The organism is Mycobacterium sp. NPDC004974, from assembly GCF_053600815.1.
The window spans coordinates 983,575-1,008,960 of record NZ_JBSGAQ010000001.1 but is presented as its reverse complement, the minus strand read 5'-3'; the positions used below and the strand labels follow the sequence as shown (position 1 = coordinate 1,008,960).

Annotated in this window: 19 protein-coding genes; 6 read left to right on the top strand and 13 right to left on the bottom strand. The window is 66.9% G+C overall.

Translation table 11 applies throughout. The features are described from left to right. The first annotated feature begins 70 nt into the window (after window positions 1–70). Genes ACWEFV_RS04820 through ACWEFV_RS04800 form a run of 5 tightly spaced genes read left to right on the top strand, consistent with a single transcriptional unit; the run spans window position 71 to window position 6,289 of the window. Entirely contained in the window at window positions 71–1,534 is a 1,464-nt protein-coding gene (locus ACWEFV_RS04820) for a cytochrome ubiquinol oxidase subunit I (RefSeq protein WP_450069224.1), read from the top strand. A gap of 11 nt (window positions 1,535–1,545) precedes the next feature. After that, window positions 1,546–2,595, top strand: coding sequence for a cytochrome d ubiquinol oxidase subunit II (cydB, locus tag ACWEFV_RS04815; protein ID WP_450069223.1), 1,050 nt, complete (start codon window positions 1,546–1,548; stop codon window positions 2,593–2,595). Beyond that, window positions 2,592–4,199 carry a thiol reductant ABC exporter subunit CydD gene (gene cydD / locus ACWEFV_RS04810; protein ID WP_450069275.1) on the top strand — a complete coding sequence of 536 codons (1,608 nt, stop codon included), beginning with the start codon at window positions 2,592–2,594 and terminating at the stop codon, window positions 4,197–4,199. Before cydB ends, cydD begins: the two co-directional genes overlap by 4 nt. Then, window positions 4,186–5,718 (top strand): ATP-binding cassette domain-containing protein, encoded by a 1,533-nt coding sequence (locus ACWEFV_RS04805; protein WP_450069222.1) that lies wholly within the window; start codon window positions 4,186–4,188, stop codon window positions 5,716–5,718. The genes cydD and ACWEFV_RS04805 overlap by 14 nt, the downstream gene beginning before the upstream one ends. 10 nt (window positions 5,719–5,728) lie before the next feature. Then, a complete protein-coding gene (locus ACWEFV_RS04800) occupies window positions 5,729–6,289 on the top strand; it encodes a DUF4190 domain-containing protein (protein WP_450069221.1) in 561 nt (186 codons plus the stop codon). Between the two features lie 6 nt (window positions 6,290–6,295). Here ACWEFV_RS04800 and ACWEFV_RS04795 read toward each other — a convergent pair whose 3' ends face one another. The 12 genes from ACWEFV_RS04795 to ACWEFV_RS04740 form a co-directional block, all read right to left on the bottom strand. Beyond that, on the bottom strand, window positions 6,296–7,168 hold the full coding sequence (locus ACWEFV_RS04795) for an acyl-CoA thioesterase domain-containing protein (protein WP_450069220.1): 873 nt from the start codon (window positions 7,166–7,168) through the stop codon (window positions 6,296–6,298). A gap of 50 nt (window positions 7,169–7,218) precedes the next feature. Continuing rightward, window positions 7,219–8,637 (bottom strand): pyruvate kinase, encoded by a 1,419-nt coding sequence (pyk, locus tag ACWEFV_RS04790; protein WP_450069219.1) that lies wholly within the window; start codon window positions 8,635–8,637, stop codon window positions 7,219–7,221. A 24-nt stretch (window positions 8,638–8,661) separates the two neighbouring features. Beyond that, window positions 8,662–10,164, bottom strand: a complete 1,503-nt coding sequence (locus ACWEFV_RS04785) for a glutamate synthase subunit beta (protein WP_450069218.1) — start codon at window positions 10,162–10,164, stop codon at window positions 8,662–8,664. Continuing rightward, a complete protein-coding gene (gene gltB / locus ACWEFV_RS04780) occupies window positions 10,157–14,725 on the bottom strand; it encodes a glutamate synthase large subunit (RefSeq protein WP_450069217.1) in 4,569 nt (1,522 codons plus the stop codon). Before gltB ends, ACWEFV_RS04785 begins: the two co-directional genes overlap by 8 nt. Window positions 14,726–14,810: 85 nt before the next feature. Continuing rightward, window positions 14,811–15,224, bottom strand: coding sequence for a DUF2752 domain-containing protein (locus ACWEFV_RS04775; RefSeq protein WP_450069274.1), 414 nt, complete (start codon window positions 15,222–15,224; stop codon window positions 14,811–14,813). Then, complete coding sequence (locus ACWEFV_RS04770) at window positions 15,214–15,612, bottom strand: TM2 domain-containing protein (RefSeq protein WP_450069216.1); 399 nt, start codon at window positions 15,610–15,612, stop codon at window positions 15,214–15,216. The genes ACWEFV_RS04775 and ACWEFV_RS04770 overlap by 11 nt, the downstream gene beginning before the upstream one ends. Before the next feature lie 27 nt (window positions 15,613–15,639). Then, window positions 15,640–17,916 carry a prolipoprotein diacylglyceryl transferase gene (lgt, locus tag ACWEFV_RS04765; RefSeq protein WP_450069215.1) on the bottom strand — a complete coding sequence of 759 codons (2,277 nt, stop codon included), beginning with the start codon at window positions 17,914–17,916 and terminating at the stop codon, window positions 15,640–15,642. Next, window positions 17,913–18,701, bottom strand: a complete 789-nt coding sequence (gene trpA, locus ACWEFV_RS04760) for a tryptophan synthase subunit alpha (protein ID WP_135454507.1) — start codon at window positions 18,699–18,701, stop codon at window positions 17,913–17,915. The genes lgt and trpA overlap by 4 nt, the downstream gene beginning before the upstream one ends. Then, the gene (trpB, locus tag ACWEFV_RS04755) at window positions 18,698–19,963 is read right to left on the bottom strand and encodes a tryptophan synthase subunit beta (RefSeq protein WP_135454504.1); all 1,266 of its coding nucleotides are present in this window, start codon (window positions 19,961–19,963) and stop codon (window positions 18,698–18,700) included. Before trpB ends, trpA begins: the two co-directional genes overlap by 4 nt. A 37-nt stretch (window positions 19,964–20,000) precedes the next feature. After that, entirely contained in the window at window positions 20,001–20,819 is an 819-nt protein-coding gene (gene trpC / locus ACWEFV_RS04750) for an indole-3-glycerol phosphate synthase TrpC (RefSeq protein ID WP_135454502.1), read from the bottom strand. 83 nt (window positions 20,820–20,902) lie between these two features. After that, entirely contained in the window at window positions 20,903–21,511 is a 609-nt protein-coding gene (locus ACWEFV_RS04745) for a TIGR02234 family membrane protein (protein WP_135454500.1), read from the bottom strand. Further along, window positions 21,508–23,067 (bottom strand): anthranilate synthase component I, encoded by a 1,560-nt coding sequence (locus ACWEFV_RS04740; RefSeq protein ID WP_135454498.1) that lies wholly within the window; start codon window positions 23,065–23,067, stop codon window positions 21,508–21,510. Before ACWEFV_RS04740 ends, ACWEFV_RS04745 begins: the two co-directional genes overlap by 4 nt. A gap of 72 nt (window positions 23,068–23,139) precedes the next feature. Between ACWEFV_RS04740 and ACWEFV_RS04735 the strand changes: the two genes are divergently transcribed. Further along, complete coding sequence (locus ACWEFV_RS04735; RefSeq protein WP_167858120.1) at window positions 23,140–23,595, top strand: peroxiredoxin; 456 nt, start codon at window positions 23,140–23,142, stop codon at window positions 23,593–23,595. Here ACWEFV_RS04735 and ACWEFV_RS04730 read toward each other — a convergent pair. Then, entirely contained in the window at window positions 23,582–25,330 is a 1,749-nt protein-coding gene (locus ACWEFV_RS04730; protein WP_450069214.1) for a 2-isopropylmalate synthase, read from the bottom strand. The two genes, ACWEFV_RS04735 and ACWEFV_RS04730, sit on opposite strands and share 14 nt — an antisense overlap. Between the last annotated feature and the right edge of the window lie 56 nt (window positions 25,331–25,386).

Genomic DNA, 25,386 nt, shown 5'->3' with positions numbered 1-25,386 from the left:
CAGCGGCTTGTTCCCGAGTATCTACTACACTCCGTCGTAGATTGGTCTGAGACCTCGGAAGTAGGGCCAGATGGACGCTTTGGACGTATCACGGTGGCAGTTCGGAATCACCACCATTTATCACTTCATATTCGTTCCGCTGACCATCGGGTTGGCACCGCTGATCGCCGTCATGCAGACGGTGTGGGTGGTCACCGGGAACGACAGCTGGTACCGGTTGACCCGATTCTTCGGCAAGCTGTTCCTGATCAACTTCGCGATCGGTGTCGCCACCGGCATCGTGCAGGAGTTCCAGTTCGGCATGAACTGGAGCGAGTACTCGCGTTTCGTCGGCGACATCTTCGGCGCTCCGCTGGCCATGGAAGGCCTGGTCGCGTTCTTCTTCGAGTCCACATTCATCGGACTGTGGATCTTCGGTTGGACCCGGCTGCCGCGGCTCGTTCATCTGGCCTGCATCTGGATCGTGGCGCTGGCGGTGAACATGTCGGCCTTCTTCATCATCGCCGCGAACTCGTTCATGCAGCATCCGGTCGGTGCGCGATTCAATCCGGACACCGGTCGTGCCGAACTGACCAGCATCGTCGCCCTGTTCACCAACAACACGGCGATCGCAGCGTTCAGCCACGCCGTCGCCGGCGCATTCCTGACCGCAGGCACCTTCGTGGCGTGCGTGTGCGCGTGGTGGATGGTGCGCTCGCACCGACGTGGTGAGGACGGCGCCGCCGACGCGGTCACGATGTACCGCCCCGCCACCATCCTGGGCTGCTGGGTCACGCTGGTCGCCGCGGTCGCGCTGTTCTTCACCGGCGATGCGCAGGGCAAGCTGATGTTCCAGCAGCAGCCGATGAAGATGGCCTCAGCGGAATCGTTGTGCAACAGCAAGACCGACCCCAACTTCTCGGTGCTGACCGTCGGCACCCACAACAACTGTGACAGCGTCGTACACCTCATCGAAGTGCCCTACGTCCTGCCGTTCCTGGCCGAAGGCAAGTTCACCGGGGTGCACCTCGAGGGCGTGACGGATCTGCAGGCACGCTTCGAGGAGCAGTTCGGGCCCGGCGACTACCGTCCCAATCTCTTTGTGACGTACTGGTCATTCCGCGCGATGATCGGATTCTTGGCGGTGCCAGGGCTGTTCGCGCTCGCGGCGCTGTGGCTGACCCGGGGCGGCAGGATCCCGCAGCAACGCTGGTTCAGCTGGTTCGCGCTGCTGACGATCCCCACCCCGTTCCTGGCCAACAGTGCCGGTTGGGTATTCACCGAGATGGGCCGCCAGCCTTGGGTTGTGGTACCGAATCCGACCGGCGATCAGGACATCCGGCTGACCGTCGCCCAGGGCGTCTCCGGCCACGGGGCGGGCATGGTGTGGCTGTCGCTGATCACGTTCACCCTGGTGTACGCCGTGCTGGCCGTCGTGTGGTTCTTCCTCCTCCGCCGTTACATCGTCGAGGGACCCCTGGAGCACGACTCCGAACCTGCCCCGCCGACACCGCCGAACGATGACGACGTCGCGCCGTTGTCGTTCGCCTACTGAGGAGCGGATCGATGGGATTACAAGAACTCTGGTTCATCCTGCTGACCGTCTTGTTCCTGGGATTCTTCATCCTCGAGGGATTCGACTTCGGCGTCGGCATGCTGATGGCATTCTTCGGGCGGACCGCCGCGGGCCGGGGCGAAGACCCCGAGCCGTATCGTCGAGCCGCGCTCAACACCATCGGCCCGGTGTGGGATGGCAACGAAGTCTGGTTGATCACCGCGGGCGGGGCGATGTTCGCCGCCTTCCCGGAGATGTACGCCACGATCTTCTCCGGGCTGTACATACCGCTGCTGGCCATCCTGTTCGCCATGATCGTGCGCGTCGTGGCGATCGAATGGCGCGGCAAGATCGATGATCCCGGGTGGCGACGGTGGGCTGATCTCGCCATCGCGATCGGTTCCTGGGGGCCGGCGATCCTGTGGGGTGTCGCCTTCGCCGGCATCGTGCGCGGCCTCCCGGTCGATGCCGACCACCAGATGCACCTGTCGTTCGGTGACATCATCAACGTCTACACGTTGCTCGGCGGGCTGGCGACCGGTGCCCTGTTCGCGTTCCACGGCGCGGTGTTCATGGCCTTGAAGACCAGCGGCCAGGTCCGCACCGACGCCTTCCAGTTCGCCACGCGGCTGGCCATTCCGGCCACCGTCCTGGTTGCCGGATTCAGCATCTGGACCCAACTGGCCCACGGCAAGGGCTGGACCTGGTTCCTGCTCGCCGCCGCCGTGGTCGCACAGTTGGCGGCGGTCGCCCTGGTCTACCGCGGCAGCGGCGAGGGCTGGGCCTTCGTCTGCACCACCATTGTGGTTGCGGCAGTGGTACTTCTGCTGTTCGGTTCGTTGTTCCCGAACCTGGTGCCCTCGTCGTTGAACCCGGACTGGAGCCTGACGATCCACAACGCATCGTCCTCGCCCTACACACTCAAGATCATGACGTGGGCGGGCCTGGTGTTCGCACCGCTCGTCGTGATCTACCAGGCCTGGACCTATTGGGTGTTCAGGCAGCGGATTTCGGCCGATCGGATACCGGCTCCGGTCGGATTGTCGCGGCGGTCGGCCTGAACCTCTGGCGCGCACTCGGCGTCCGCGGCGCCACCGGGTCAACGGCGGCACTGCGGCGCCACCTCCTGGCGACAGTGGCCTGCGGCGTAACCATCAGCGCCAGCACCATTGCCGCAGCCGTCGTGCTGGCACACGTCGTCGCCGGCATCATCACCGAACCGGCCTCGGCGACCCACCACGGTGCAGCCCTCGTCACGCTGGCTGTGCTCTGGGTTCTGCGCGCGGCCGCACACTGGCTCCAAGGCCGACTCTCACAGCGCGGCGCCACTGCGATCATCGGAGAGTTGTCCAGCCAGGTGCTGCGCTCGGTGACCTCCTTGCCGCCAAGGCGATTGGCGACGGACCGCGATGCCGCCGCGGCAGTGGTAACCCGGGGCCTGGACGGGCTGCGCCCCTACTTCACCGGTTATCTGCCGGCGGTGGTGCAGGCCGCGGTCCTGACCCCGGTGGCGGTGGTGGTGATCGCCTGCTACGACCTGCAGGCCGCAGCGATCGTGGTGATCGCACTCCCCCTGATCCCGGTGTTCATGGTGCTGATCGGTCTGCTCACCGCCGAGCGGTCGGCGGCATCGCTGGCCGCGATGACCACACTGCAGGCCCGTCTGCTCGATCTGGTGGCGGGCATCCCGACACTGCGAGCGGTCGGTCGAGCCGCCGGATCGGTGCAGCGGATCACCGAACTGGCTGCCGCGCATCGCCGCTCGGCGATGGCAACGCTACGGATCGCATTCCTGTCCTCGTTGGTGCTGGAGCTTCTGGCCACCCTGGGCGTGGCGCTGGTGGCGGTCAGTGTCGGCCTGCGGCTGGTCTACGGCGAGATGACCCTGACCGCCGGGTTGACGGTCCTGTTGCTCGCCCCCGAGGTGTTCTGGCCGCTGCGCCGGGTAGGCGCGGCCTTTCATGCCGCGCAAGACGGGAAAACGGCTGCAGAACAGGCTTTTCGGTTATGTGCGAATCAGGCGCCGGCCACGGGTGGCGTCCGGGTACCGAATTCCGCACCGACAATCGAGTTGGACGGTCTGTCCCCAGCTGTCGAACCAGGCCGGGTCACCGTGCTGACGGGACCCAACGGCGCCGGTAAATCCACTGCACTGCAAGCCATTCTCGGATTGACCACACTGCCATCAGGACCGGTGCGGATCGACGGGATAGATGTCGACGACCTGGATCTGACTGCGTGGTGGCACACCATCGCCTGGCTTCCGCACCGCCCGGTTCTCATCCCCGGCACCGTCCGCGAGAACCTGGAGTTGCTGGGACCACTGGACGACCTGGACCGAGCCTGCCGCGACACCGGATTCGACGACGTTCTCGATGATCTTCCCGACGGTCTGGACACCCGGATCGGTCGTACCGGCGTCGGCTTGTCCCTGGGCCAACGACAACGGCTGGGGCTCACCCGTGCCCTCGGATCGTCCGCGCGGGTGCTGCTGCTCGACGAACCCACCGCTCACCTGGACGCCGCGTTGGAGCAGCGGGTGCTCCAGGCCGTCGTCGCGCGAGCCCGGGCGGGCGCCACAGTGGTGGTGGTCGGGCACCGCGATCCGGTACTGGCCATTGGCGATCAGGTGATCACGATTGGTGCCGTACATGTTTCGCCGTGATCCACTGCTGCAGCTGACACTGGAGCTGCTACGGCCCCGGTTGAGCCGGCTGATTCTGGCCAGCGTTCTCGGTGTGTTGTCACTGGGCAGCGCGCTGGCGCTGGCGGGTGTCTCGGCATGGTTGATCACCCGCGCCTGGCAGATGCCCCCGATCCTGGACCTGTCGGTGGCCGTGGTTGCGGTACGTGCGCTGGGCATCTCGCGCGGGGTCCTCGGCTACTGCCAGCGGCTGGCCTCCCACGACACGGCGCTGCGGGCGGCGGCCAATGCCCGTACCGGCCTGTACCGCAAGCTCGCCACAGGACCGGACGACGACGCGACGCGCCTGCCCAGTGGCGAATTGGTGGCCCGGGTCGGCAGCTCCGTCGATGAACTGGCCGACGTGGTGGTGCGCTCGGTGCTGCCGATCGTGGTCGCCGCGGTGCTCGGCTGCGTATCTGTCGGCGTCATCGCACTCATCTCACCAAGCGCCGCAGCGGTATTGGGATTGTGCCTGCTGATCGCCGGAGCGGTGGCCCCGGCGCTGACGGCGCGTGCCGTGGCTGCCGCGGAATCCGTTGCGGTCCGACACCGTAGTGACCGCGACTCCGCGACCATGCTGGCACTGGAGTACGCCCCGGAGTTGCGGGTCAGCGGCCGTCTCGACGAGGTGATCGCCACTGCGGAACGCAGCCATCGTGACTGGGGACAAGCCGCCGACCGCGCCGCGGCCCCTGCGGCGTTCGCCGCCGCCATGCCCAGCATCGCCATCGGCGCCAGCGTCCTGGGTGCCGTCGTCGCAGGCATCGCACTGGCTCCCACGACCGCGCCGACCACCCTGGCCATCCTGATGTTGTTGCCGTTGTCGGCCTTCGAGGCCACCACGGCCCTTCCCGACGCTGCCGTCGGGCTCACCAAGGCCCGCATCGCCGCTCGGCGTCTCCGCGAACTCACCGAGAGCGACCCTGCGGCCCGCCGGCGGCCCGCGGCTCCCCCGGTCGATCTGCCCGCCGGGGGCCGGCTCGCCGTAGTCGGCCCCAGCGGTTCGGGCAAGACCACGCTGCTGATGGCGATGGCCGGCAAGCTCAACGGAAAATCCAGGCGTGCAGCATTTTTCGCCGAGGACGCGCATATCTTCGAGACCACGGTGCGGGACAATCTACTGGTGGTCCGCGGGGACGCCACCGATGCTGAACTGATCTCCGCGATCGAGCGTGTCGGCCTCACCGGTTGGCTGTCCGGCCTGCCCGAGGGTTTGTCGACCGTACTCGAAGGCGGCCACACAGCGGTGTCGGCCGGGCAGCGACGCCGGCTGCTGCTGGCCAGGGTGCTGCTGTCAGACTTCTCGGTCGTCCTGCTCGATGAGCCCACCGAGAACCTCGACGCCGCCGACGGCAGGCGAATCCTCACCGAAATCCTCACTCCCGGTGATTGGTTCGCCGCCGAGCGGGCCGTCGTCGTGGCCACCCACCATCTGCCGGACGCACTCGACTGCCCCGTCATCCGTTGCCCGCAACCCGGCACCGCCATCGGCGGGTAGCCTCACAGACATGACCGACGAGCGCCCCAACCCGCCCGGGTCTGACGAGCCGCAGACGGCCGGACCTCCCCTGCCACCGGCGTACCCCTACGCACCGGCTCCGGGGACATACCCCGGGGCCTATCCACCGGCCCCGCCACCGTACGGCGGGTACCCGATTCAACCCGTCGTACCGCGTTCCCCCGCCAACGGTCTGGGCATCGCAGCACTCGTGATCGCGATCTTCGCCCTCCTGTTGACCTGGTCGGTGATCGGCGGGCTGATATTCGGCGCCACCGCGCTGATCCTCGGATTCCTCGCCCACGGGCGCTACCGACGCGGCGAGGCCACCAACGGCGGCGTCGCCGTCGCCGGAATCACGCTCGGCGCCATCGCCTGCGTGTTGTCCCTGGTGTTCGTCGCGATCTGGGTGCACTTCGGCGCACGGTGGTTCAATGACGTCGGCGGCCCCGACTACATGCACTGCCTGCAACAGGCCGGCGACGACACCGCGGCCCAGCAGCGGTGCGAGAAGGAGTTCGAGCGCCGGGTCGAGGATTCGTTCGGCGTGACGCCGACCCCTACCCGCTGACCGGGCTCACGGCTTGGCCGCACCGGGGAAGTACTTGACGATGCCTTCTTGCACCACCGTCGCCAACAACTGACCCGACGCGTCGAAAAAGTGCCCCGTGCCCAACCCCCGGGATTCGGCCGCGACCGGCGAAGTGGTGGAGTACAGCACCCACTCGTCGAACTTGATCGGCCGGTGAAACCACACCGAATGGTTCATCGTCACCGCGAAGATCCGGTCGAAACCCCAGGACAACCCGTGCGTGGTGATGATCGAATCGAGCACGGTGGTATCCGAGGAGTACACCAGGGCCGCACCGTGCAGCACCGGATCGTCGGGCATCACGCCCTCGGTTTTGAGCCACACCCGGTTGTGGTCGAGCTTGCCGCCCTTGTCCCGCATCACCCAGGACGGATCGTTGGTGTACCGCCATTCGATCGGGCGCAACGCCTCCACGAACAACGGCACCGTCTTTTCGTAACCACGTAGCAGTTCATCGATCTTGGGCAACGTGTCCGGATGCGGAACCTCGGGCGCGGGCACGCTGTGCTCCAGCCCGGGGCCGGCGTTCATGTAGGACAGCATCACGGTGGTCAGCAGGTTGCCGTCCTGCATGACATCCACCCGGCGGTTGGCGAACCGGCGCTCGTCGCGCAGTCGCACGACGTGGAACTCCAGGTCCTTCTCCGGATCGCCACCGGCGATGAAATGCGCATTCAACGCACTCGGCGCCAGCTTGTGCTCCAATGTGCGGCCGCCGGCGACGAACGCCTGCGCGACCATCTGCCCACCGAAAGTACGCACCGGGTTCTTACTCGGATGCGAACCGATGAACAGATCGTCGCCGACGCGGTTGAGATCGAGAACAGCCAGCAGCTCCTCGAAATCCGGGTGTGTCAAGGAATGCCTTTCGAGATCTTTGCAGGCGCTCTTTGGCAGACGACCGCTCGCTAGACGTCGTCCTCCCCGATGCGGTGCACATGGATCAGATTCGTGGAGCCTACTGTGCCGGGCGGAGCGCCCGCGACGATGACCACCAGCTCACCGCGCTTGTAGCGGCCGAGATCAAGCAGCGATTTGTCGACCTGGCGGATCATGTCGTCGGTGTTCGACATCTGCGGCACGATGAACGTCTCGGTGCCCCAGGTCAGCGCCAGCTGGCTGCGCACCTCGGGCAGGGCTGTGAACGCGAGCACCGGCAGCGGGGTGTGTAGCCGGGCCAGGCGGCGCACCGTGTCCCCGGACTGGGTGAAGGCGACCAGGGCCTTGGCGTCCAGCCGCTCGCCGATGTCGCGGGCCGCATACGAGATCACACCGCGCTTGGTGCGCGGAGTGTGGGTCAGCGGCGGCACCTTCACCGAGTTGTCCTCGACCGCCTTGATGATGCGGGCCATCGTCTTGACGGCCTCCAGCGGATACTTGCCGACCGAGGTCTCGCCGGAGAGCATCACGGCGTCGGCACCGTCGAGCACGGCGTTGGCGACGTCTGAGGCCTCGGCCCGGGTGGGCCGGGAACTGTCGATCATCGACTCCAGCATCTGGGTGGCGACGATGACGGGTTTGGCGTTCTCCCTTGCCATCTGGATGGCACGCTTCTGCACGAGCGGCACTTCTTCCAGCGGCAGTTCAACGCCGAGGTCACCGCGCGCCACCATGATGGCGTCGAACGCCAGCACGATGGCCTCGAGGTTCTCGACCGCCTCGGGCTTCTCCAGCTTGGCGATCACCGGGACCCGTCGACCGACGCGGTCCATCACCTCATGGACCAACTCGACGTCGGCGGGTGACCGGACGAACGACAGCGCGACCAGATCCACGCCGAGCCGCAGCGCGAACTCGAGATCTTCGATGTCCTTTTCGGACAGCGCCGGCGCCGTCACGTTCATGCCGGGCAGCGACATGCCCTTGTTGTTGCTGACCGGACCGCCCTCGGTGACCGTGCACACCACGTCGTTGCCGGAGATCTCCTCGACCGTCAGACCGACGTTGCCGTCGTCGACGAGTACCCGATCCCCGGGTCGGGCATCCTCGGCCAACCGCTTGTAGGTGGTCGACACCCGGTCGTGGGTCCCCTCACAGTCATCGACGGTGATCCGCACCGATTCGCCGGTCGCCCAGTAGGTCGGTCCCTCGGCGAAGCGGCCCAGACGGATCTTGGGCCCCTGCAGGTCACCGAGCACACCCACCGCGTGGCCGGTGGCATCCGATGCCGCCCGTACCCGCTTGTAGGCAGCCTCATGGTCGGCGTAGTCGCCGTGGCTGAAGTTCAGCCGGGCGACATCCATACCCGCCTCGACCAAGGCCCGTACGGACTCATCCGTGCTGGTAGCCGGGCCAAGCGTACAAACGATCTTTCCGCGTCTGCTCACGTCATGTCAGTCTAGTTGATCGATTCAGACGACGCTCAGCGGGAGCGTCCCGGGCCGCACCGGCGACGGCAGATCCGACTCGCCCATCAGGTAGGCGTCCACCGCATGCGCCGCGCTGCGGCCCTCGGCGATCGCCCACACCACCAGCGAGGCACCCCGGTGCGCGTCGCCGCAAACGAACACCCCGGGGGCGTCGGTCTGCCAGTCCGAACCACAGGACACGGTGCCGCGCCGGGTCAGTTTCAGGTTCAACCCATCGAGCAAGGCCATGTGCTCGACACCCTCGAACCCGATCGCCAGCAGCGCCAGATCGCACGGAATCTGCAACGAATCGCCCACCGGCGTGATCTCACGCCGTCCCTCGGCATCCCGGGTGACCCGAACCTCGGCGATCTCGATGGCCCGGACATGACCGGTGTCGTCCCCGATGAACCTCTGCACGGCCACCTCGAAGCGGCGTGCGCCGCCTTCGGCATGCGCCGGCGAGGTCCGCAGCACCAATGGCCATGTCGGCCACGGCGAGAGGTCGTCGTCACGGGTCTCGGGCGGCTCGACGTTGTAGTCGAGCTGAGTCACCGAGGCGGCCCCCTGACGGTGCGCGGTACCCAGGCAGTCGGCGCCGGTGTCACCACCACCGATGATCACCACGTGCCTGCCCGCCGCCGAGATCGGGGTCGATGAGTCACCCTCACATTCCCGATTGGCCGGCACCAGATGCTCCATCGCCAGATGAACGCCATCGAGTTCACGACCGGGCACGTCGTTGTCGCGGCCGCGCAGCGCACCGACCGCCAGCACCACCGCCTGATGGCGCTGGTGCAACTGCTCGATGGTCAGGTCGACACCGACCTCGCATTCGGTGACGAATCGGGTGCCCTCGGCGCGCATCTGAGCCAGGCGCTGATTGAGCACCGACTTCTCGAGCTTGTACTCGGGGATGCCGTAGCGCAGCAGCCCACCCACCCGGTCGTCGCGTTCGTAGACGGTCACCTCGTGACCGGCGCGGGTGAGTTGTTGTGCGGCAGCCAAACCCGCCGGGCCGGAGCCGACGACCGCGACGCTCTTGCCGGTCGAGATCGCGGCCGGCTGGGGTTCGACGGTGCCGTTCATCCAGGCATGGTCGGCGATCGTCTGCTCGATCCGTTTGATCGTCACGCTGCCGCCGGTCTGCTCCTCGGAGATCGACAGCACGCAGGCCGCTTCGCATGGCGCCGGGCACAGCCGCCCGGTGAACTCCGGGAAGTTGTTGGTGGCGTGCAGACGATCACTGGCCGCATCCCAACGGCCGCGCCGCACCAGGTCGTTCCATTCCGGGATCAGGTTGCCCAGCGGACAGCCTGCCTTACCCGAGTGACAGAACGGGATCCCGCAATCCATGCAGCGACGCGCCTGTTGCGACACCTCGCCCGCGCGTTCGTTGGGATCCTCGCGCTCGTACACCTCGCGCCAGTCCCCCACCCGTTCCTCGACGGGCCGCTTGGCGGCCTCGATCTTGGGTACCCGAAGAAATCCGGTCGGATCAGCCACGGCTGGCCTCCATGATCGCACTGTCCACATCGCGACCCTCGGCCTTCGCCATCCGGGTCGCCTGCAGCACACGCTCGTAGTCGGTGGGCATTATTTTGGTGAATTGGGCACTGCGCCTTGGCCAGTCGTCCAGTATCGAGCTGGCCAGCGTGCTTCCGGTGTGACGAGCATGGCGGGACACCACATCGTGCAGCCAGGTCAGGTCCTCGGCTTCCAGTCGCTGCAACTCGACCATCTCGGTGTTGACCCTGGCCGGGTGCAGGCCGAGCACGAACGCGATGCCGCCCGACATACCGGCGGCCATGTTGCGGCCGGTCTTGCCCAGGATCACCACCCGGCCACCCGTCATGTACTCGCACGCGTGGTCGCCCACTCCCTCGACGACCGCCAGCGCCCCGGAATTGCGGGCGCAGAACCGCTCACCGGCCCGGCCTCGCAAAAACACCTCACCCGAGGTAGCGCCGTAGAGCAGGGTGTTGCCCGCGATGACGTTGTCCTCAGGCAGGAAAAGCACGTCGTCGGGCGGCCGAACGATCACCCGGCCACCGGAAAGTCCCTTGCCCACATAGTCGTTGGCATCGCCGATGAGGTCCAGGGTGATGCCGGGCGGCAGGAAGGCGCCGACGGACTGCCCGGCCGACCCGGTCAGGGTGACGTGGATGGTGTTGTCGGGCAGGCCCGCCGCGCCGTAGCGGCGGGTGACCTCCGCCCCCAGCAGGGTGCCCACCGTGCGGTTCACGTTGCGGACGGGAAGCTCCAGACGAACCGGGAGGGCATCTTCCAACGCCCCCTCGGCGAGTTGGATCAGGGTCCGGTCGAGAGCCTGGTCGAGTCCGTGGTCCTGCGCGCGCACCCGCCGCCGCTGAGTGAGCACGCCGCCATCGGCATCGGTCGGCAACGCGAAGATCGGGCTGAGGTCCAGCCCGCGACTCTTCCAGTGCGCCACACCGGGATCTGTGTCGAGCACCTCGGCGTGCCCGACCGCCTCGTCGATGCTCCGGAATCCCAGTTCGGCGAGGTAGCGACGGATGTCCTCGGCGATGAACGTGAAGAAGTTCTCCACGAACTCGGGCTTGCCGTTGAACCGCGCCCGCAACTCGGGGTTCTGCGTGGCCACACCGACCGGGCAGGTATCCAGGTGACACACCCGCATCATGATGCAGCCCGCAACCACCAGCGGTGCCGTGGCGAAACCGAACTCCTCGGCGCCGAGCAGCGCAGCCACGATCACATCGCGGGCGCTACGCATACCGCCGTCGCACTGCACAGTGATGCGGTCGCGCAAACCGTTGAGCACCAACGTCTGCTGGGTGTCGGCCAAGCCGATCTCCCAAGGCGCCCCCGCGTGCTTGAGCGAGGTCAACGGTGCCGCACCGGTGCCGCCGTCGTACCCGGAGATCAACACCACATCGGCGTGCGCCTTGGATACCCCGGCCGCGACCGTACCGACCCCGACGCTGCTGACCAGCTTCACGTGGATCCGGGCGTCGTCGTTGGCGTTCTTCAGATCGTGGATGAGTTGGGCGAGATCCTCGATCGAATAGATGTCATGGTGCGGAGGTGGCGAGATCAGCCCCACACCCGGCGTGGCATGTCGCGTCTTGGCAATGCTGGGGTACACCTTGTAACCCGGAAGCTGCCCGCCCTCACCGGGTTTGGCGCCCTGGGCCATCTTGATCTGGATGTCGGTGGCGTTCACCAGATAGTCGCTGGTGACGCCGAAGCGGCCGGAGGCAACCTGTTTGACGGCGCTGCGCCGGCGCGGATCGTAGAGCCGGTCGACATCCTCTCCGCCTTCGCCGCTGTTGGACCGCCCACCCAGATTGTTCATGGCGATCGCCATGGTCTCGTGGGCCTCCGCCGAGATGGAGCCGTAGCTCATCGCCCCGGTGTTGAACCTGGTCACGATCGACTCGACCGGCTCGACCTCTTCCAACGGGACCGGGGGCCGCAACCCCTTCTTGAACTCGAAGAGGCCGCGCAGCGTCCCCCCTTCCCGGGACAGCCGGTCGACCTCCTCGGAATACCGGGCGAAGATGTCGCGGCGCCCGGTGCGGGTCGAATGCTGCAGCAGGAAGACCACTTCCGGGGTGAACAGGTGCAGCTCGCCCTCCCGGCGGAACGCGTACTCACCGCCGACCTCGAGACGACGGTGCACCCGCTCGGTGGGGTTCTCCGGATAGGCGCGCCGGTGCCGGAGCTTGACCTCCTCGGCCAGCACATCCAGCCCGACGCCGCCGAGCTGGCTGGTGGTACCCGTGAAGTACTCGTCGACGACGTCGCGACTCAGCCCGATCGCCTCGAACACCTGCGCAGCGGTGTAGGACGCGACCGTCGAGATACCCATCTTGCTCATCACCTTGACCACGCCCTTGCCCAGGGCCTTGACGTAATTGCGCACCGCCTCGGCAGTTTCGATGCCGGTCAGCTCGCCTTCGCGGATCAGATCCTCGATCGACTCGAACGCGAGATAGGGGTTGACCGCGGCCGCACCGAACCCGATGAGCATCGCGATGTGATGGACCTCGCGGGCATCGCCACTTTCCACCACGAGCGCCACCTTGGTCCGTTCTTTGGTGCGTACCAAGTGGTGGTGCACCGCCGATACGGCCAGCAGCGACGGGATCGGAGCTCTGGTGTGATCGGAATCCCGATCTGAGATCACGAGTGTGCGAGCACCTTTGGCAATCGCCTCGGTGGCCCTCATCTGGAGGTCATCGAGCGCCTCGGCAAGTCCTTCCCCACCGCGTTCGACGTCATAGAGGGAGCGCAGCACCGTAGTGCGCAGACCCGGATGCTCGCCATCGTCGTTGATACGGACGATCTTGCCCAGCTCATCGTTGTCGAGAACCGGCCGGCGCAGCACGATCTGGCGGCACGAGGCGGCCGAGGGCTCCAGCAGGTTCTCCTCGGGCCCCATCACCCGGGCCATCGAGGTGACCACCTCCTCACGGATGGCGTCCAGCGGAGGGTTGGTCACCTGGGCGAACAGCTCGACGAAGTAGTCATAGAGCAGCCGTGAACGCTTCGACAGCACCGCGACGGGAGTATCGGTCCCCATGGAACCGAGCGGCTCACCGCCCGACGCCGCCATGGGCGTCAGCAGGATGCGCAATTCCTCTTCGGTGTACCCGAAGGCGATCTGCCGCCGGACCACCGACTCGTGATTCGGCTGGAACCGGGGCCGCGCGGGCAATGTGTTGAGATCCAGCAGACCGGCATGCAGCCACTCACCGTACGGTTCGGCCGCGGCCAACTGCTCCTTGATCTCGTCATCGGGAACGATACGTCCGGCGGCCGTGTCGACCAGGAACATCTTGCCGGGCTGCAGGCGGCCCTTGGCCACGATCTGGCCCGACGGCACGTCGAGCACACCACTTTCGCTGGCCAAGATGACCCGGTCATCGACCGTGCGCCACCAGCGGCCCGGCCGTAAACCGTTGCGGTCCAACACCGCTCCGACCACGGTGCCGTCGGTGAAGGTGACGCAGGCCGGCCCGTCCCACGGCTCCATGAGAGAGGCGTGGAACTTCCAGAACGCCCGCTCCGCGGCATCCATGGTGGTGGCGTTCTCCCACGCCTCCGGGATCATCATCAGCACTGCGTGCGGCAGACTGCGCCCGCCCAGATGCAAAAGCTCGAGCACCTCGTCGAAGGACGCCGAGTCCGAAGCGCCCGGCGTGCAGATCGGGGACAACCGGCCCAGGTCACCGGGAATCCGGGCGCTGGCGAGAAGCGCCTCACGCGCGTGCATGCGGTTGCGGTTGCCGCGCACGGTGTTGATCTCGCCGTTGTGGGCGACGAACCGAAACGGATGTGCCAGCGGCCAGGACGGGAAGGTATTCGTGGAGAAGCGGCTGTGCACGATCGCGATCGCACTCTTGCAGCGCTCGTCGCGCAGGTCCGGAAAGTACTGCGGCAGCTGCATTGTCGTCAGCATGCCCTTGTACACGATGGTCCGGCTGGACAGCGACGCGAAGTACACCGCGTCAGCACCGGTGCCCTGCTCGGCCCGCTTGCGCAGCGGGTAGACCCTGCGGTCGAGCTCGATTCCGCCCACCCGGACGCCCTCGGCCCCCGGTGTCGCGACGAACAGCTGCGCCATGTGAGGCATACACCCCAGCGCAGTCGAGCCGATCCCGGCCCCGTCCGGATCCACCGGCACCGCGCGCCAGCCCAGCACCTCAAGGCTTTCCTCGGCGGCCAATGCCTCGATGCGGGCGCGAGCGGCACTGCGCGCGTCCTCATCCTGCGGCAGGAAACAGATGCCGGCGGCGAAGGTGTTGCTGCCGTCGTCGGCCGGCCCGGGAAGGGCGAAGTCGACCACCTCACGCAGCAGTTCGACCGGCAGTTGCAGCAGGATGCCGGCACCGTCACCGCTGTTGGGTTCGGCCCCGGCAGCGCCGCGGTGTTCGAGGTGTTCGAGCGCGGTCAGACCGTCAGTGACGATGCCGTGGGAACGGCGGCCGCGAATATCGGTGATCATGGCGACGCCGCAGGAATCGGCCTCATTGGCGGGGTCATACAGCCCCTGCGCTTCTGGCAATGCCGAGAACAGCACTTGATCGCACCTCCGCAAGTCCGGAACATCCTGGTCCCGGGACTGCACCGGCCCGAATTTTCAGTGTATCAGCGCAGGTGGGCCACTACTGAGCGGTCAACGTCGGGACCAGCGGGAAGCCCGGCAGGTTCCGCACCACCGTCCAGACCACCAGTGCCGCCACGATCGTCACCACCGCCGGCAGCGGGAACAGCGTCTTGCCCAGCCGCCACCGCACCAGCAGCCACACAACCAGCGCGGGAAGGCCGACCAGGGCGAATACGTTGTCGACGACAGCTGCGCCCACGTCACCGTGCAGCAGGTCGTGAGTCATCCGCAGGCCGCCGCAGGCCGGGCAGTTCCACCCGGTCAGAGCCTTGAACGGGCAGCCCGGGAACAAAAACCCCGGCCGGTGCGGATCGGCCACACCGATGTAGGCGAGGGCGCCGGCCCCGAGTCCTCCCCCGGCCAGCAGCGAATACCGCCAAGCCTTCGTGCTGGTAGGCCCGCTAGGTTCCATCGCGCAGCGGACGTCCATACGGGTCGCGGACCTTGTCGGTGAGGATCAGGACGGCATCGACGATCCCCCAGATGATGGCGCCGAGGCCGCAGGTGACCAAGCCCACGATCAACTGAGCGATGCCCAGGCCGGTCTGACCGAGGTAGATACGTCCAATTCCGACCAAGCCGAACAGCCCGACCAACTGCAGCAGACCGGCGATCACCTTGGACTTGTCCGAGAACGGTTCGCCGGTGATCGGATGACGACCGAACGGCGCGCTGGGATCCCCGTACGGCGACGGATACTGCGGGTAGCCGGGGGGTGGCGGCGGATACCCCGCAGGCGGCGGAAAGCCGGCCGGCTGCGGGCCGTTCAGCGGGTCTGGGGACTGCGACGGACCAGTCATACAGACAGGATGCCAGAGCGCGGGTGGTTACCGGCTACGCCGGAACCAGCGCCGCACCCGGCCGCCTTGCGGGGCCGGCTCGGACTGCTCGGAAACAGCCGGTGTTTCGGTCTCGGTGTCGCCTGCCGCCTCGTCATCATCAGCCTCGTCGGCGTCAGACTCGTCGGCGTCAGACTCGTCGGCGTCAGACTCAGTGTCATCCTCGGATTCGGACTCGACCTCAGCCTCGTCTGCCGCGGATTCAGCGGCCACATCATCGGTTTCGGGCTCGACGTCGACCTGCTCAGCAGGCTCGGCCTCCTCGTCGGCATCCGCCGCCTTGTCGCTCTCTTCGGCTTCGGGTTCGGCTTGATTCTCGTCTACCGCGGCCTCATCCGGCTCGGGCTCATCGGCGGTCGAGGACTCAACAGCTTCGTCACCGCCGTCGGCGTCATCCGCCGTTTCAGCCTCGACCGGGGCCTCAACCTCGTCCAGGGCCTCTTCCGTGACGTCGGACTCGGCTTCAACACCTTCGGGCTCATCGGCGGATTCCTCAGCGGCGACCTCGTCGGCAGCTTCCTCGGAATCTGCGGCAGCCTCGCCTTCGGCTTCCTCGGACTCGTCGTCGGTAGCCGACTCGGACTCCTCGACCACTTCTGCTTCGGCTTCCTCATCGGCCTCGATTTCGGCCTCGGCCTCGGCCTCGGAGTCATCCGCTTCCAGTGCTTCAGCCTCGACTGCTTCACCGGCCTCCACCGACTCGACAGACTCGGCATCGTCACCACTGTCTGCCTCGTCCGCCGTTTCAGCCTCGATCGACTCGTTGTCGGATTCGGTCTCCGCCTCGGGCTCAGCCTCTTCTACGGCCTCTTCAGTGACGTCAGCTTCGGCTTCAGCATCCTCGGGCTCCTCGCCCACTTCTGCTTCAGCTTCCTCGTCGGCCTCGGCCTCGGCTTCGGCGTCATCCGCTACCAGTGCTTCAGCCTCGACTGCTTCACCGGCCTCCACCGACTCGACAGACTCAGCTTCCTCATCGGCGTCGGCTTCGGCCTCCACCTCCGACTCAGGCTCAGACTCTTCTACGGCCTCTTCAGTGACGTCAGCTTCGGCTTCGGCATCCTCGGGCTCCTCGCCCGTTTCTGCTTCAGCTTCCTCGTCGGTCTCCGCCGACTCGACAGACTCAGCGTCCTCAGCCTCGCCGGCTTCCTCGGATTCGGCTTCGGCCTCGCCTTCGGTTTCCTCGGACCCGTCGTCCGGCTCGGTAGCGATCGCCTTCAGTTCGATTGCCGCGGCAGCTTCTGCTCCGTCGTCCTCGCTGGCGCCGACCTCGTCGGGATGCATGTGGTCGGCATCCTCGTCGTCGTCTTGTCCGGCCACCGCGGCGGCCGCAACAACACCGGAGGTCGCCGCTGCGGCGACAAGCTCCTTGCCGAGCTCGTCGGCCGTCGACTCGTCCTCGTCGCTCTTGCCCGCCAAGGTCGCCGGGTCTTCTCGGCCCTTGGTCGCCAGCATGATGTAGACGACGGCGCCGATGAACACGAAGGTCGAGGTAAACGTGTTGACGCGAATACCGGCGAACTCGGTTGCCGGATCAGAGCGCATCAATTCGACCAGGAACCGGCCCGCACAGTAGCCGGCCACATAGAGCGCGAACAGCCGGCCGTGGCCGAGTTTGAACTTGCGGTCGGCCCAGATCAGCAGCGCGAAAATCAATAGGTTCCACAGCAACTCGTACAGGAATGTGGGATGTACGACCCGCTCCACCTCGCCGGTGGACACTCCGTTGAGATAGTCCGCCTCGCCGAGGGAATTCACCCGCTTGTAGATCTCCAGGCCCCACGGCAGCGTGGTATCGCCGCCGTACAGCTCCTGGTTGAAATAGTTTCCGAGCCGGCCGATGGCCTGGGCCAGGATGATCCCGGGCGCGATCGCGTCGCCGAAGGCCGGCAGCGGTATCCCGTGCGAACGGCACCCGATCCAGGCTCCGACGCCACCCAGTGCGACGGCGCCCCAGATTCCCAGGCCGCCCTGCCACACCTGGAATGCGGCACCGAGTCCCTTGCCGGTGGGTCCGAAATACGTGGTCCAGTCCGTCATGACGTGGTACAGCCGACCACCGACGAGACCGAAAGGCACTGCCCACAAGGCGATGTCATAGATGACGCCGGCTTGCCCGCCCCGCGCCTGCCAACGCCGGTCGCCGATCATCAGCGCGGCGATGATGCCCACGATGATGCAGAGCGCGTAAGCGCGGATCGGCACCGGCCCCAGATGCCAGACGCCCTGTGACGGGCTGGGCAAATACGCGAGCACGGTAGTGGTCAAGCTGAAATCCTCTGCCTAACGCCGTTGGCCAGTTCTTCGGTGAGGCGCCGCAATGAATCCAGCCCCTCCTGCAGGGCCGACACCAATGCCGACCCGACGATGACGCCGTCGGCGTAGGCGCCGATCTCGGCGGCCTGAGCTCCCGAGCGCACGCCCAACCCCACCCCGACGGGAATGTCGGACACTTCCTTCACGCGACGCACCAACTCCGGCGCCGCGTTCGAGACGACATCACGCGCCCCGGTGACGCCCATCGTCGACGCGGCGTAGACAAAGCCGCGCGAGGCGTTCACCGTGGCCGCGAGCCGCTCCGGCGTCGAGGACGGGGCGACCAGGAAGATCCGGTCCAGATTGTGTTCCTCAGATGCGGCGATCCAGTCGACGGCTTCTTCGGGGATCAGGTCAGGGGTGATCAGACCGTAGCCACCGGCGGAAGCCAGGTCGCGGGCAAACGTGTCAACGCCCTTGCGCAGCACCGGATTCCAGTAGGTCATCACCACGGCGCGGCCGCCGGCGTTGCTGATCGCCTCGACTGCCGCCAGGGTGTCGCGCACCCGTACACCGCCGGCCAGTGCGGCCTCGGTGGCTGCGGCGATCGTCGGTCCGTCCATCCCGGGGTCCGAGTAGGGCACGCCGACTTCCACCAGATCGCAACCGGATTCGACCATCGCCGTCATCGCGGCGATGGATGCCTGCACATCGGGGAACCCGGTCGGCAGATAGCCGATGAGTGCGGCGCGACCCTCGGCGCGGCAGCCGTCGAACAACTCCGCCAGCCGGCTCATCCCGCGCTCCCCTCATCGAGCAGTCCGAACCACTTGGCCGCCGTCTCGACGTCCTTGTCACCGCGCCCGGACAAGTTCACCACGATGATCGCTCCGCTGCCCAGTTCAGGTCCGAGCTTGAGCGCACCGGCAACCGCGTGTGCCGATTCGATCGCCGGGATGATGCCCTCCTGGCGGCACAGCAGCGAGAACGCGTCCATCGCTTCGGTGTCGGTGACCGGCCGGTACTCGGCACGACCGCTGTCTTTGAGGAAGGCATGCTCGGGCCCGACACCCGGGTAGTCCAAACCGGCCGAGATGCTATGCGATTCGATCGTCTGACCGTCCTCGTCCTGCAGCAGGTAGGAGAACGACCCCTGGAATGCACCTGGCGAACCACCGGTGAACGTCGCAGCGTGCCGACCGGTTTCCACCCCGTCGCCCGCGGCTTCGAAACCGATCAGGCGCACCGCCGGGTCGTCGATGAAGGCGTGGAAGATCCCGATGGCGTTCGAGCCGCCACCGACGCACGCGGTCACCGCGTCGGGGAGGCGGCCGGCCTGGTCGAGGATCTGCGCCCGGGCCTCCAACCCGATGACCCGCTGGAAATCACGCACCATCAGCGGGAACGGATGCGGGCCCGCCGCCGTCCCGAAGCAGTAATAAGTGTTGTCGGCGTTGGTGACCCAGTCCCGGAACGCCTCGTTGATCGCGTCCTTGAGGGTTTTGGATCCGGCCTCGACCGACACCACGGTGGCGCCGAGGAGGCGCATCCGCGCGACGTTGAGGGCCTGGCGGGCGGTATCCACCGCGCCCATGTACACGACACATTCCAGACCGAGCAGCGCACACGCGGTGGCGGTGGCCACGCCGTGCTGGCCGGCCCCGGTCTCGGCGATGACGCGCGTCTTGCCCATCTGGCGCGCCAGCAGCGCCTGCCCCAGAACATTGTTGATCTTGTGAGAACCGGTGTGGTTCAGGTCTTCTCGTTTGAGGAAGATGCGTGCGCCACCGGCATGCTCGGCCAGCCGGGTGGCCTCGTACAGCGGCGACGGCCGACCGCTGTAGTGCCGCTGCAACCGGTCGAGTTCGTCGAGGAAGGCTTGGTCACCACGGGCCTTCTCATAGGCCGCGGTGACCTCTTCGATCACCGCCATCAGTGCCTCGGGAACCAACCGGCCCCCGTACGAGCCGAAATGCCCCAGTACGTCAGGATCGTGAACGGTGGGTTCGGCAACGCCTGCGCTGGTACGGGGCAATTCGGGCCCCGCGAGATCCGCCATCAAAGTGTCTTTTCGTGCAAGCGGCTCATTGCCTGGTTCAGCGAGCCGGTTTCGGGCAGGACGGGTGCGTACCGGCGGTGACCAGATCGGCGACCGCGCTGCGGGGATCCCCGCTGGTCACCAAGCCCTCACCGACCAGCACGGCATCGGCACCCGCGCCGGCGTACGCCAGCAGGTCAGCGGTTCCACGAATGCCGGACTCCGCGACACGGATGACATTGCTGGGCAACCCCGGCGCGATCCGGGCGAAGCAGTCGCGGTCGACTTCCAGCGTCTTGAGGTCGCGGGCGTTGACACCGATCAGCTTGGCCCCGGCCTGCAACGCCCGGTCGGCCTCTTCTTCGGTGTGCACCTCCACGAGTGCCGTCATCCCGAGCGATTCCGTGCGCTCCAACAGCGATTCCAGAACCGGCTGCTCGAGAGCCGCCACGATCAGCAGCAACAGGTCGGCGCCATGCGCCCGAGCCTCATGGATCTGGTACGGCTTGACAATAAAGTCCTTGCGCAGCACCGGGATTGACACCGCAGCACGCACCGCGTCCAGGTCGGCGAGTGAGCCGTTGAACCTGCGCTGCTCGGTGAGCACGCTGATAATCCGCGCACCGCCGGCCTCGTAAGCCTGCGCCAACTGCGCCGGGTCGGCGATGTTGGCCAACTCGCCCCGGGACGGGCTCGCACGCTTCACCTCGGCGATCACGGCAATTCCCGGTTCCCGCAACGCAGCCATCACGTTGAGCGGCGGAGGTGCATCCTGGGCCCGCGCCTTGATATCAGCCAGGCTGATAACGGCTTCGCGGGCGGCTACGTCGGCGCGGACTCCCTCGATAATGGAGTCGAGCACTGTGGCCGAACTCATCGCCCGTCGGTTCCTTTCTGGTGCCTCCGGGCCGGTCCCGGTTGCCCTCCCTCGAAGGGTAGCCGTCGCCACACCTTCACCATTCACCGGCCCTTATTGTCTGGATCGCCGCCGTCGCCGGTCGGATCCTGTCCTTCGTCCAGGGCATCCCAGAGCATCCGCTCGGACATCGGCTCACCACTGTCGTCGCTCTTGACCGCCTCACGCCGCGCTGCCGGCGCCGCGTACCGCCCTGCAATGCCGCGCTTCGTACGGTTGGCCGAGCGCATGAGCATCACCGCACCGACCAGCGCACACACCGCGGCGACCAGGGTCAGGACGGCGCCCCCATAGGAACGGCTGGTCGCGGTCAACTGCGCGAGCGGCACTTCTGCCAGGTCAGCGGCCCGCACAGCGACATCCTTGATCACCCACAGGCTGATCGCCAGGTAGCCCATGCCCGCACTGGCCACTGCGATCAGCAATGCCAGCAACCGCAGTGCCCAGCCGTGCACCGCCAGCGCGGCCACTGCGGCGGCCAGCACCAGCAACGCCAGCGGGATCAATGCGGTGGACCAGGACGCACCCGTCAGCGTCGTGGTTTTGGGCTGGCCCAGCCCGTCCGCCGAATTCACCTGGACCCAGGTCATCCGCGATGCCACCCACAGCGCCACCGCGGAGACGACGAACAGCGCCTGCGCCGCCCGCGTCACGGCTCGGCCAATGTGTCGGCGGCCGCGATGGCGTTGAGCACGGCTTTCGCCTTGTTTGCCGACTCGTTGTACTCGTAGAGACCGTTGGAATCGGCCACGACTCCCCCGCCGGCCTGCACATAAGCGGTGCCGTTGCGCATCAGAGCGGTACGGATGGCGATCGCGAAGTCGGCGTTGCCCGCGAAATCGAGATACCCCAGCACCCCGCCGTACAGGCCCCGCCGGGTCTTCTCGACCTCCTCGATCAACTCCATGGCCCGCACCTTGGGCGCCCCCGACAGCGTGCCGGCCGGGAAGCATGCCGTCACGGCGTCCAGCGCGGTCTTCCCCTCGGCCAGCTCGCCCGTCACCGTGGACACCAGGTGCATGACATGGCTGTAGCGCTCGATGTGGCTGTAGTCCTCGACCCGCACCGTGCCCGGGCGGCACACCCGCCCCAGATCGTTGCGGCCCAGATCGACCAGCATCAGGTGCTCGGCGCGCTCCTTCTCGTCGGCCAGCAGTTCCTTTTCCAGCAGCACGTCTTCTTCCTCGCTGCTGCCGCGCCACCGGGTTCCGGCGATCGGGTGGGTGGTGGCCCTGCCGTCCTTCACCGTGACCAGCGCCTCGGGGCTGGAGCCGACGACCGAGAAGTCCAGCCCGCCATCGGCATCGGGGACATTGAGCAGGTACATGTACGGACTGGGATTGGTCACCCGCAACATCCGGTACACGTCGATGGGGTCAGCGGCGGTATCCATCTCGAACCGCTGCGAGGGCACCACCTGGAAGGCTTCGCCGGCCTCGATGTCGCCGACCAGTTTCTCCACGATCGCGGTGTATTCCTCCACCGTGCGCTGCGCGCGGTGCTCGGGCACCGGCCGGCTGAACGTGGCGACCGTCGACGGCAGCGGCTGACCCAGGGCGGCGGTCATCACATCCAGCCGAGCCACCGCGTCGTCGTAGGCCTCGTCGACGCGCTCGTCCGTACCGTTCCAGTTCACCGCGTTGGCGATCAGGGTGATGGTGCCCTCGTGATGGTCGACGGCCGCGATGTCAGTGGCCAGCAGCAGCACCATGTCCGGCAGGCCGAGATCGTCGACCGCCAGCTCCGGGAGCCGTTCCAGCCGGCGCACCATGTCGTAGGCGAAGTACCCCACCAACCCCGACGACAGCGGCGGCAGGTCCGGCATCGCCTCGGTCTGCAGCAGTTCCAGGGTGGCCCGCAATGCGGCCAACGGCTCACCGCCGCTGGGCGCATCCTTGGGGGCAGTCCCGAGCCACACCGCCTCGTTGCCGCGAACCGTCAGCGCCGACGGAGCGCCGGCACCGATGAACGACCAACGCGACCAGGAGCGACCGTTCTCGGCCGATTCCAGCAGGAACGTGCCCGGACGGTTGGCGGCGAGCTTGCGGTACGCCGACAACGGCGTCTCGCTGTCGGCCAGCACCTTGCGGGTCACCGGGACGACCCGGTGCTCGGCGGCCAGCGCCCGGAAATCCTCGCGTGATGTGGTGACCGCAAGCGATGAGCCGGCGCCCGAGGATCCCGGCACGTGGGTGGCTGTGGTTTGCACGGGAACAATTCTCCCAGATCGGCGCCACGGTCCCGGCATGCAGACGGCGTAGCGTAGCCAGCCATGACACAGATCAGGACGGGTGACTCCGTTCCCGAGTTCGAACTGCCGGATCAAACCGGCACGATTCGCAGCCTGACGACCTTGCTCGCCGACGGCCCGGTGGTGCTGTTCTTCTATCCGGCGGCGATGACTCCGGGATGCACCAAGGAGGCCTGTCACTTCCGGGATCTGGCAGCGGAGTTCGCCTCTGCCGGGGCGACCCGGGTCGGTATCAGTACCGACCCGGTCGCCAAGCAGGCGAAGTTCGCCGACATCCAGAACTTCGACTACCCGTTGCTGTCGGACGCCGACGGCAAGGTGGCCGCCCAATTCGGGGTCAAACGGGGCCTGCTCGGCAAGCTCATGCCGGTCAAGCGGACCACATTCGTCATCGACACCGATCGCTCCGTGCTCGGGGTGATCTCCAGCGAGATCAGCATGGACACCCATGCCGACAAGGCGCTGGAGCTGCTCAAGGCGCGTTGACCGCCCGCAGCACCGCCGCCATCGACGCGGCCAGCACCGAATCGCTGCGACCGCACGCCCAGCCGGTACGACCGGCTGACCGGTACTCGAGGTAGCTGACGGCGGTACTGCCGATCGACTGCTGGGTCAGGCTCAGCACCTCGATTCGATGGCAGATCTCCTCGAGCGCGGCCCGCAGCGCGTCCACGGGGCCGATGCCGCGATGACTGCTGGCCACGGTGCGCCCGTCGAACACCAAGGTGAGGTCCGTGACCGCTGCGGCGCCGTCCCCACCGGTGTGCCAGTCCTTGAGCTGCACCGGCCCTGCCGGGTCGAGGTACGTGGCCTCGAACAGGTCGAACAGTTCGGCGGCGGTGACCTCGGCACCGCTTTCATCGGTGTGGGCCTGGACGTGGCGGGCGAAGTCGATCTGCAGCCGGCGCGGCAACTCCAACCCGTAGTCGGTGGTCAGCAGGTAGGCGATGCCGCCCTTGCCGGACTGCGAGTTCACCCGGATCACCGCATCGTAGGTGCGGCCGATGTCGGCCGGGTCGATCGGCAGATATGGGACACGCCAATCGATTTCGCTCTCGGGTTGTCCAGTTGCCGCGGCACGCCGGCGATGTTCGGCGAAGCCCTTCTTGATCGCATCCTGGTGTGTTCCGGAGAACGCCGTGTGCACCATGTCCCCGACGTAGGGGTGACGCTCGTGAATCGGCATGCGCGTGCAGTGACTGACAGTGCGCGCGATCTCGTCGATGTCGGAGAAGTCGATCATCGGATCCACGCCCTGGGCATGCAGATTCAGCGCCAAAGTGGCGATGTCGACATTGCCGGTGCGTTCACCGTTGCCGAACACGCACCCCTCCACCCGCTGCGCACCGGCCAGCACCGCGAGCTCAGCGCAGGCGATGCCGGTCCCCCGGTCGTTGTGGGGATGCACTGACAGGATGACGCTGTCGCGACGAGACACATTGCGGTGCATGTACTCGATCTGGTCGGCGTATACGTTCGGGGTGGCGATCTCGACGGTGGCCGGCAGGTTCAGGATGACTGGGCGATCCGGGGTGGCCTGCCACAGCTCGGTCACCGCGTCGCACAGCTCCAGAACGAAATCCGGCTCGGTGAGGTTGAACACCTCCGGGGAGAATTCGAACCGGACGTTGGGCATGCCTTCGGTGAATTCGAGGACGTCACGGGCACCGGCCAGGATCAGGTCCCGCAGTTCGGTGCGATCCTTGCCCAGCACGACGTCGCGCCAGGTGGGTGCGGTCGCGGTGTACATGTGGATCACGACGTCGTTGCCGATGCCGCGGACCGAGTCCACGGTCCGCTCGATGAGATCGCGGCGTGCCGGCACGAACACCACAATGGTGACGTCCGGCGGGGCGATGTCGGACTCCGCCAGCAGCCGGACGAAATCGAAGTCGGTCTGCGACGCCGATGGATAGCCGACCTCGATCTCCTTGTAGCCCATGGCCACCAGCAGCTCGAAGAAACGACGCTTGCGGGCCGGGTCCATCGGCTCGGCCAGCGCCTGGTTGCCGTCGCGCAGGTCCACCGGCACCCACAGCGGCGCGGCGTGGATCCGTGCCGTGGGCCAATCTCGTTGAACCAGAGGGACTTCGACGCGGTCGTAGACGGAAGCGTAGCGGTGCGACGGCATCTGGGAGTGGCGCTGCCGGTTCCAGTCCGGTGCGTTCGCGGGGACGTCTCCGGCTGGGGTTTCGATGGTGGGAAATGCAGAAGTGGTCATGAGGGCGCTTTCGGTCGGGTTTGAGTTTCGACCGGCGCAACACAGCCCCACGGCAG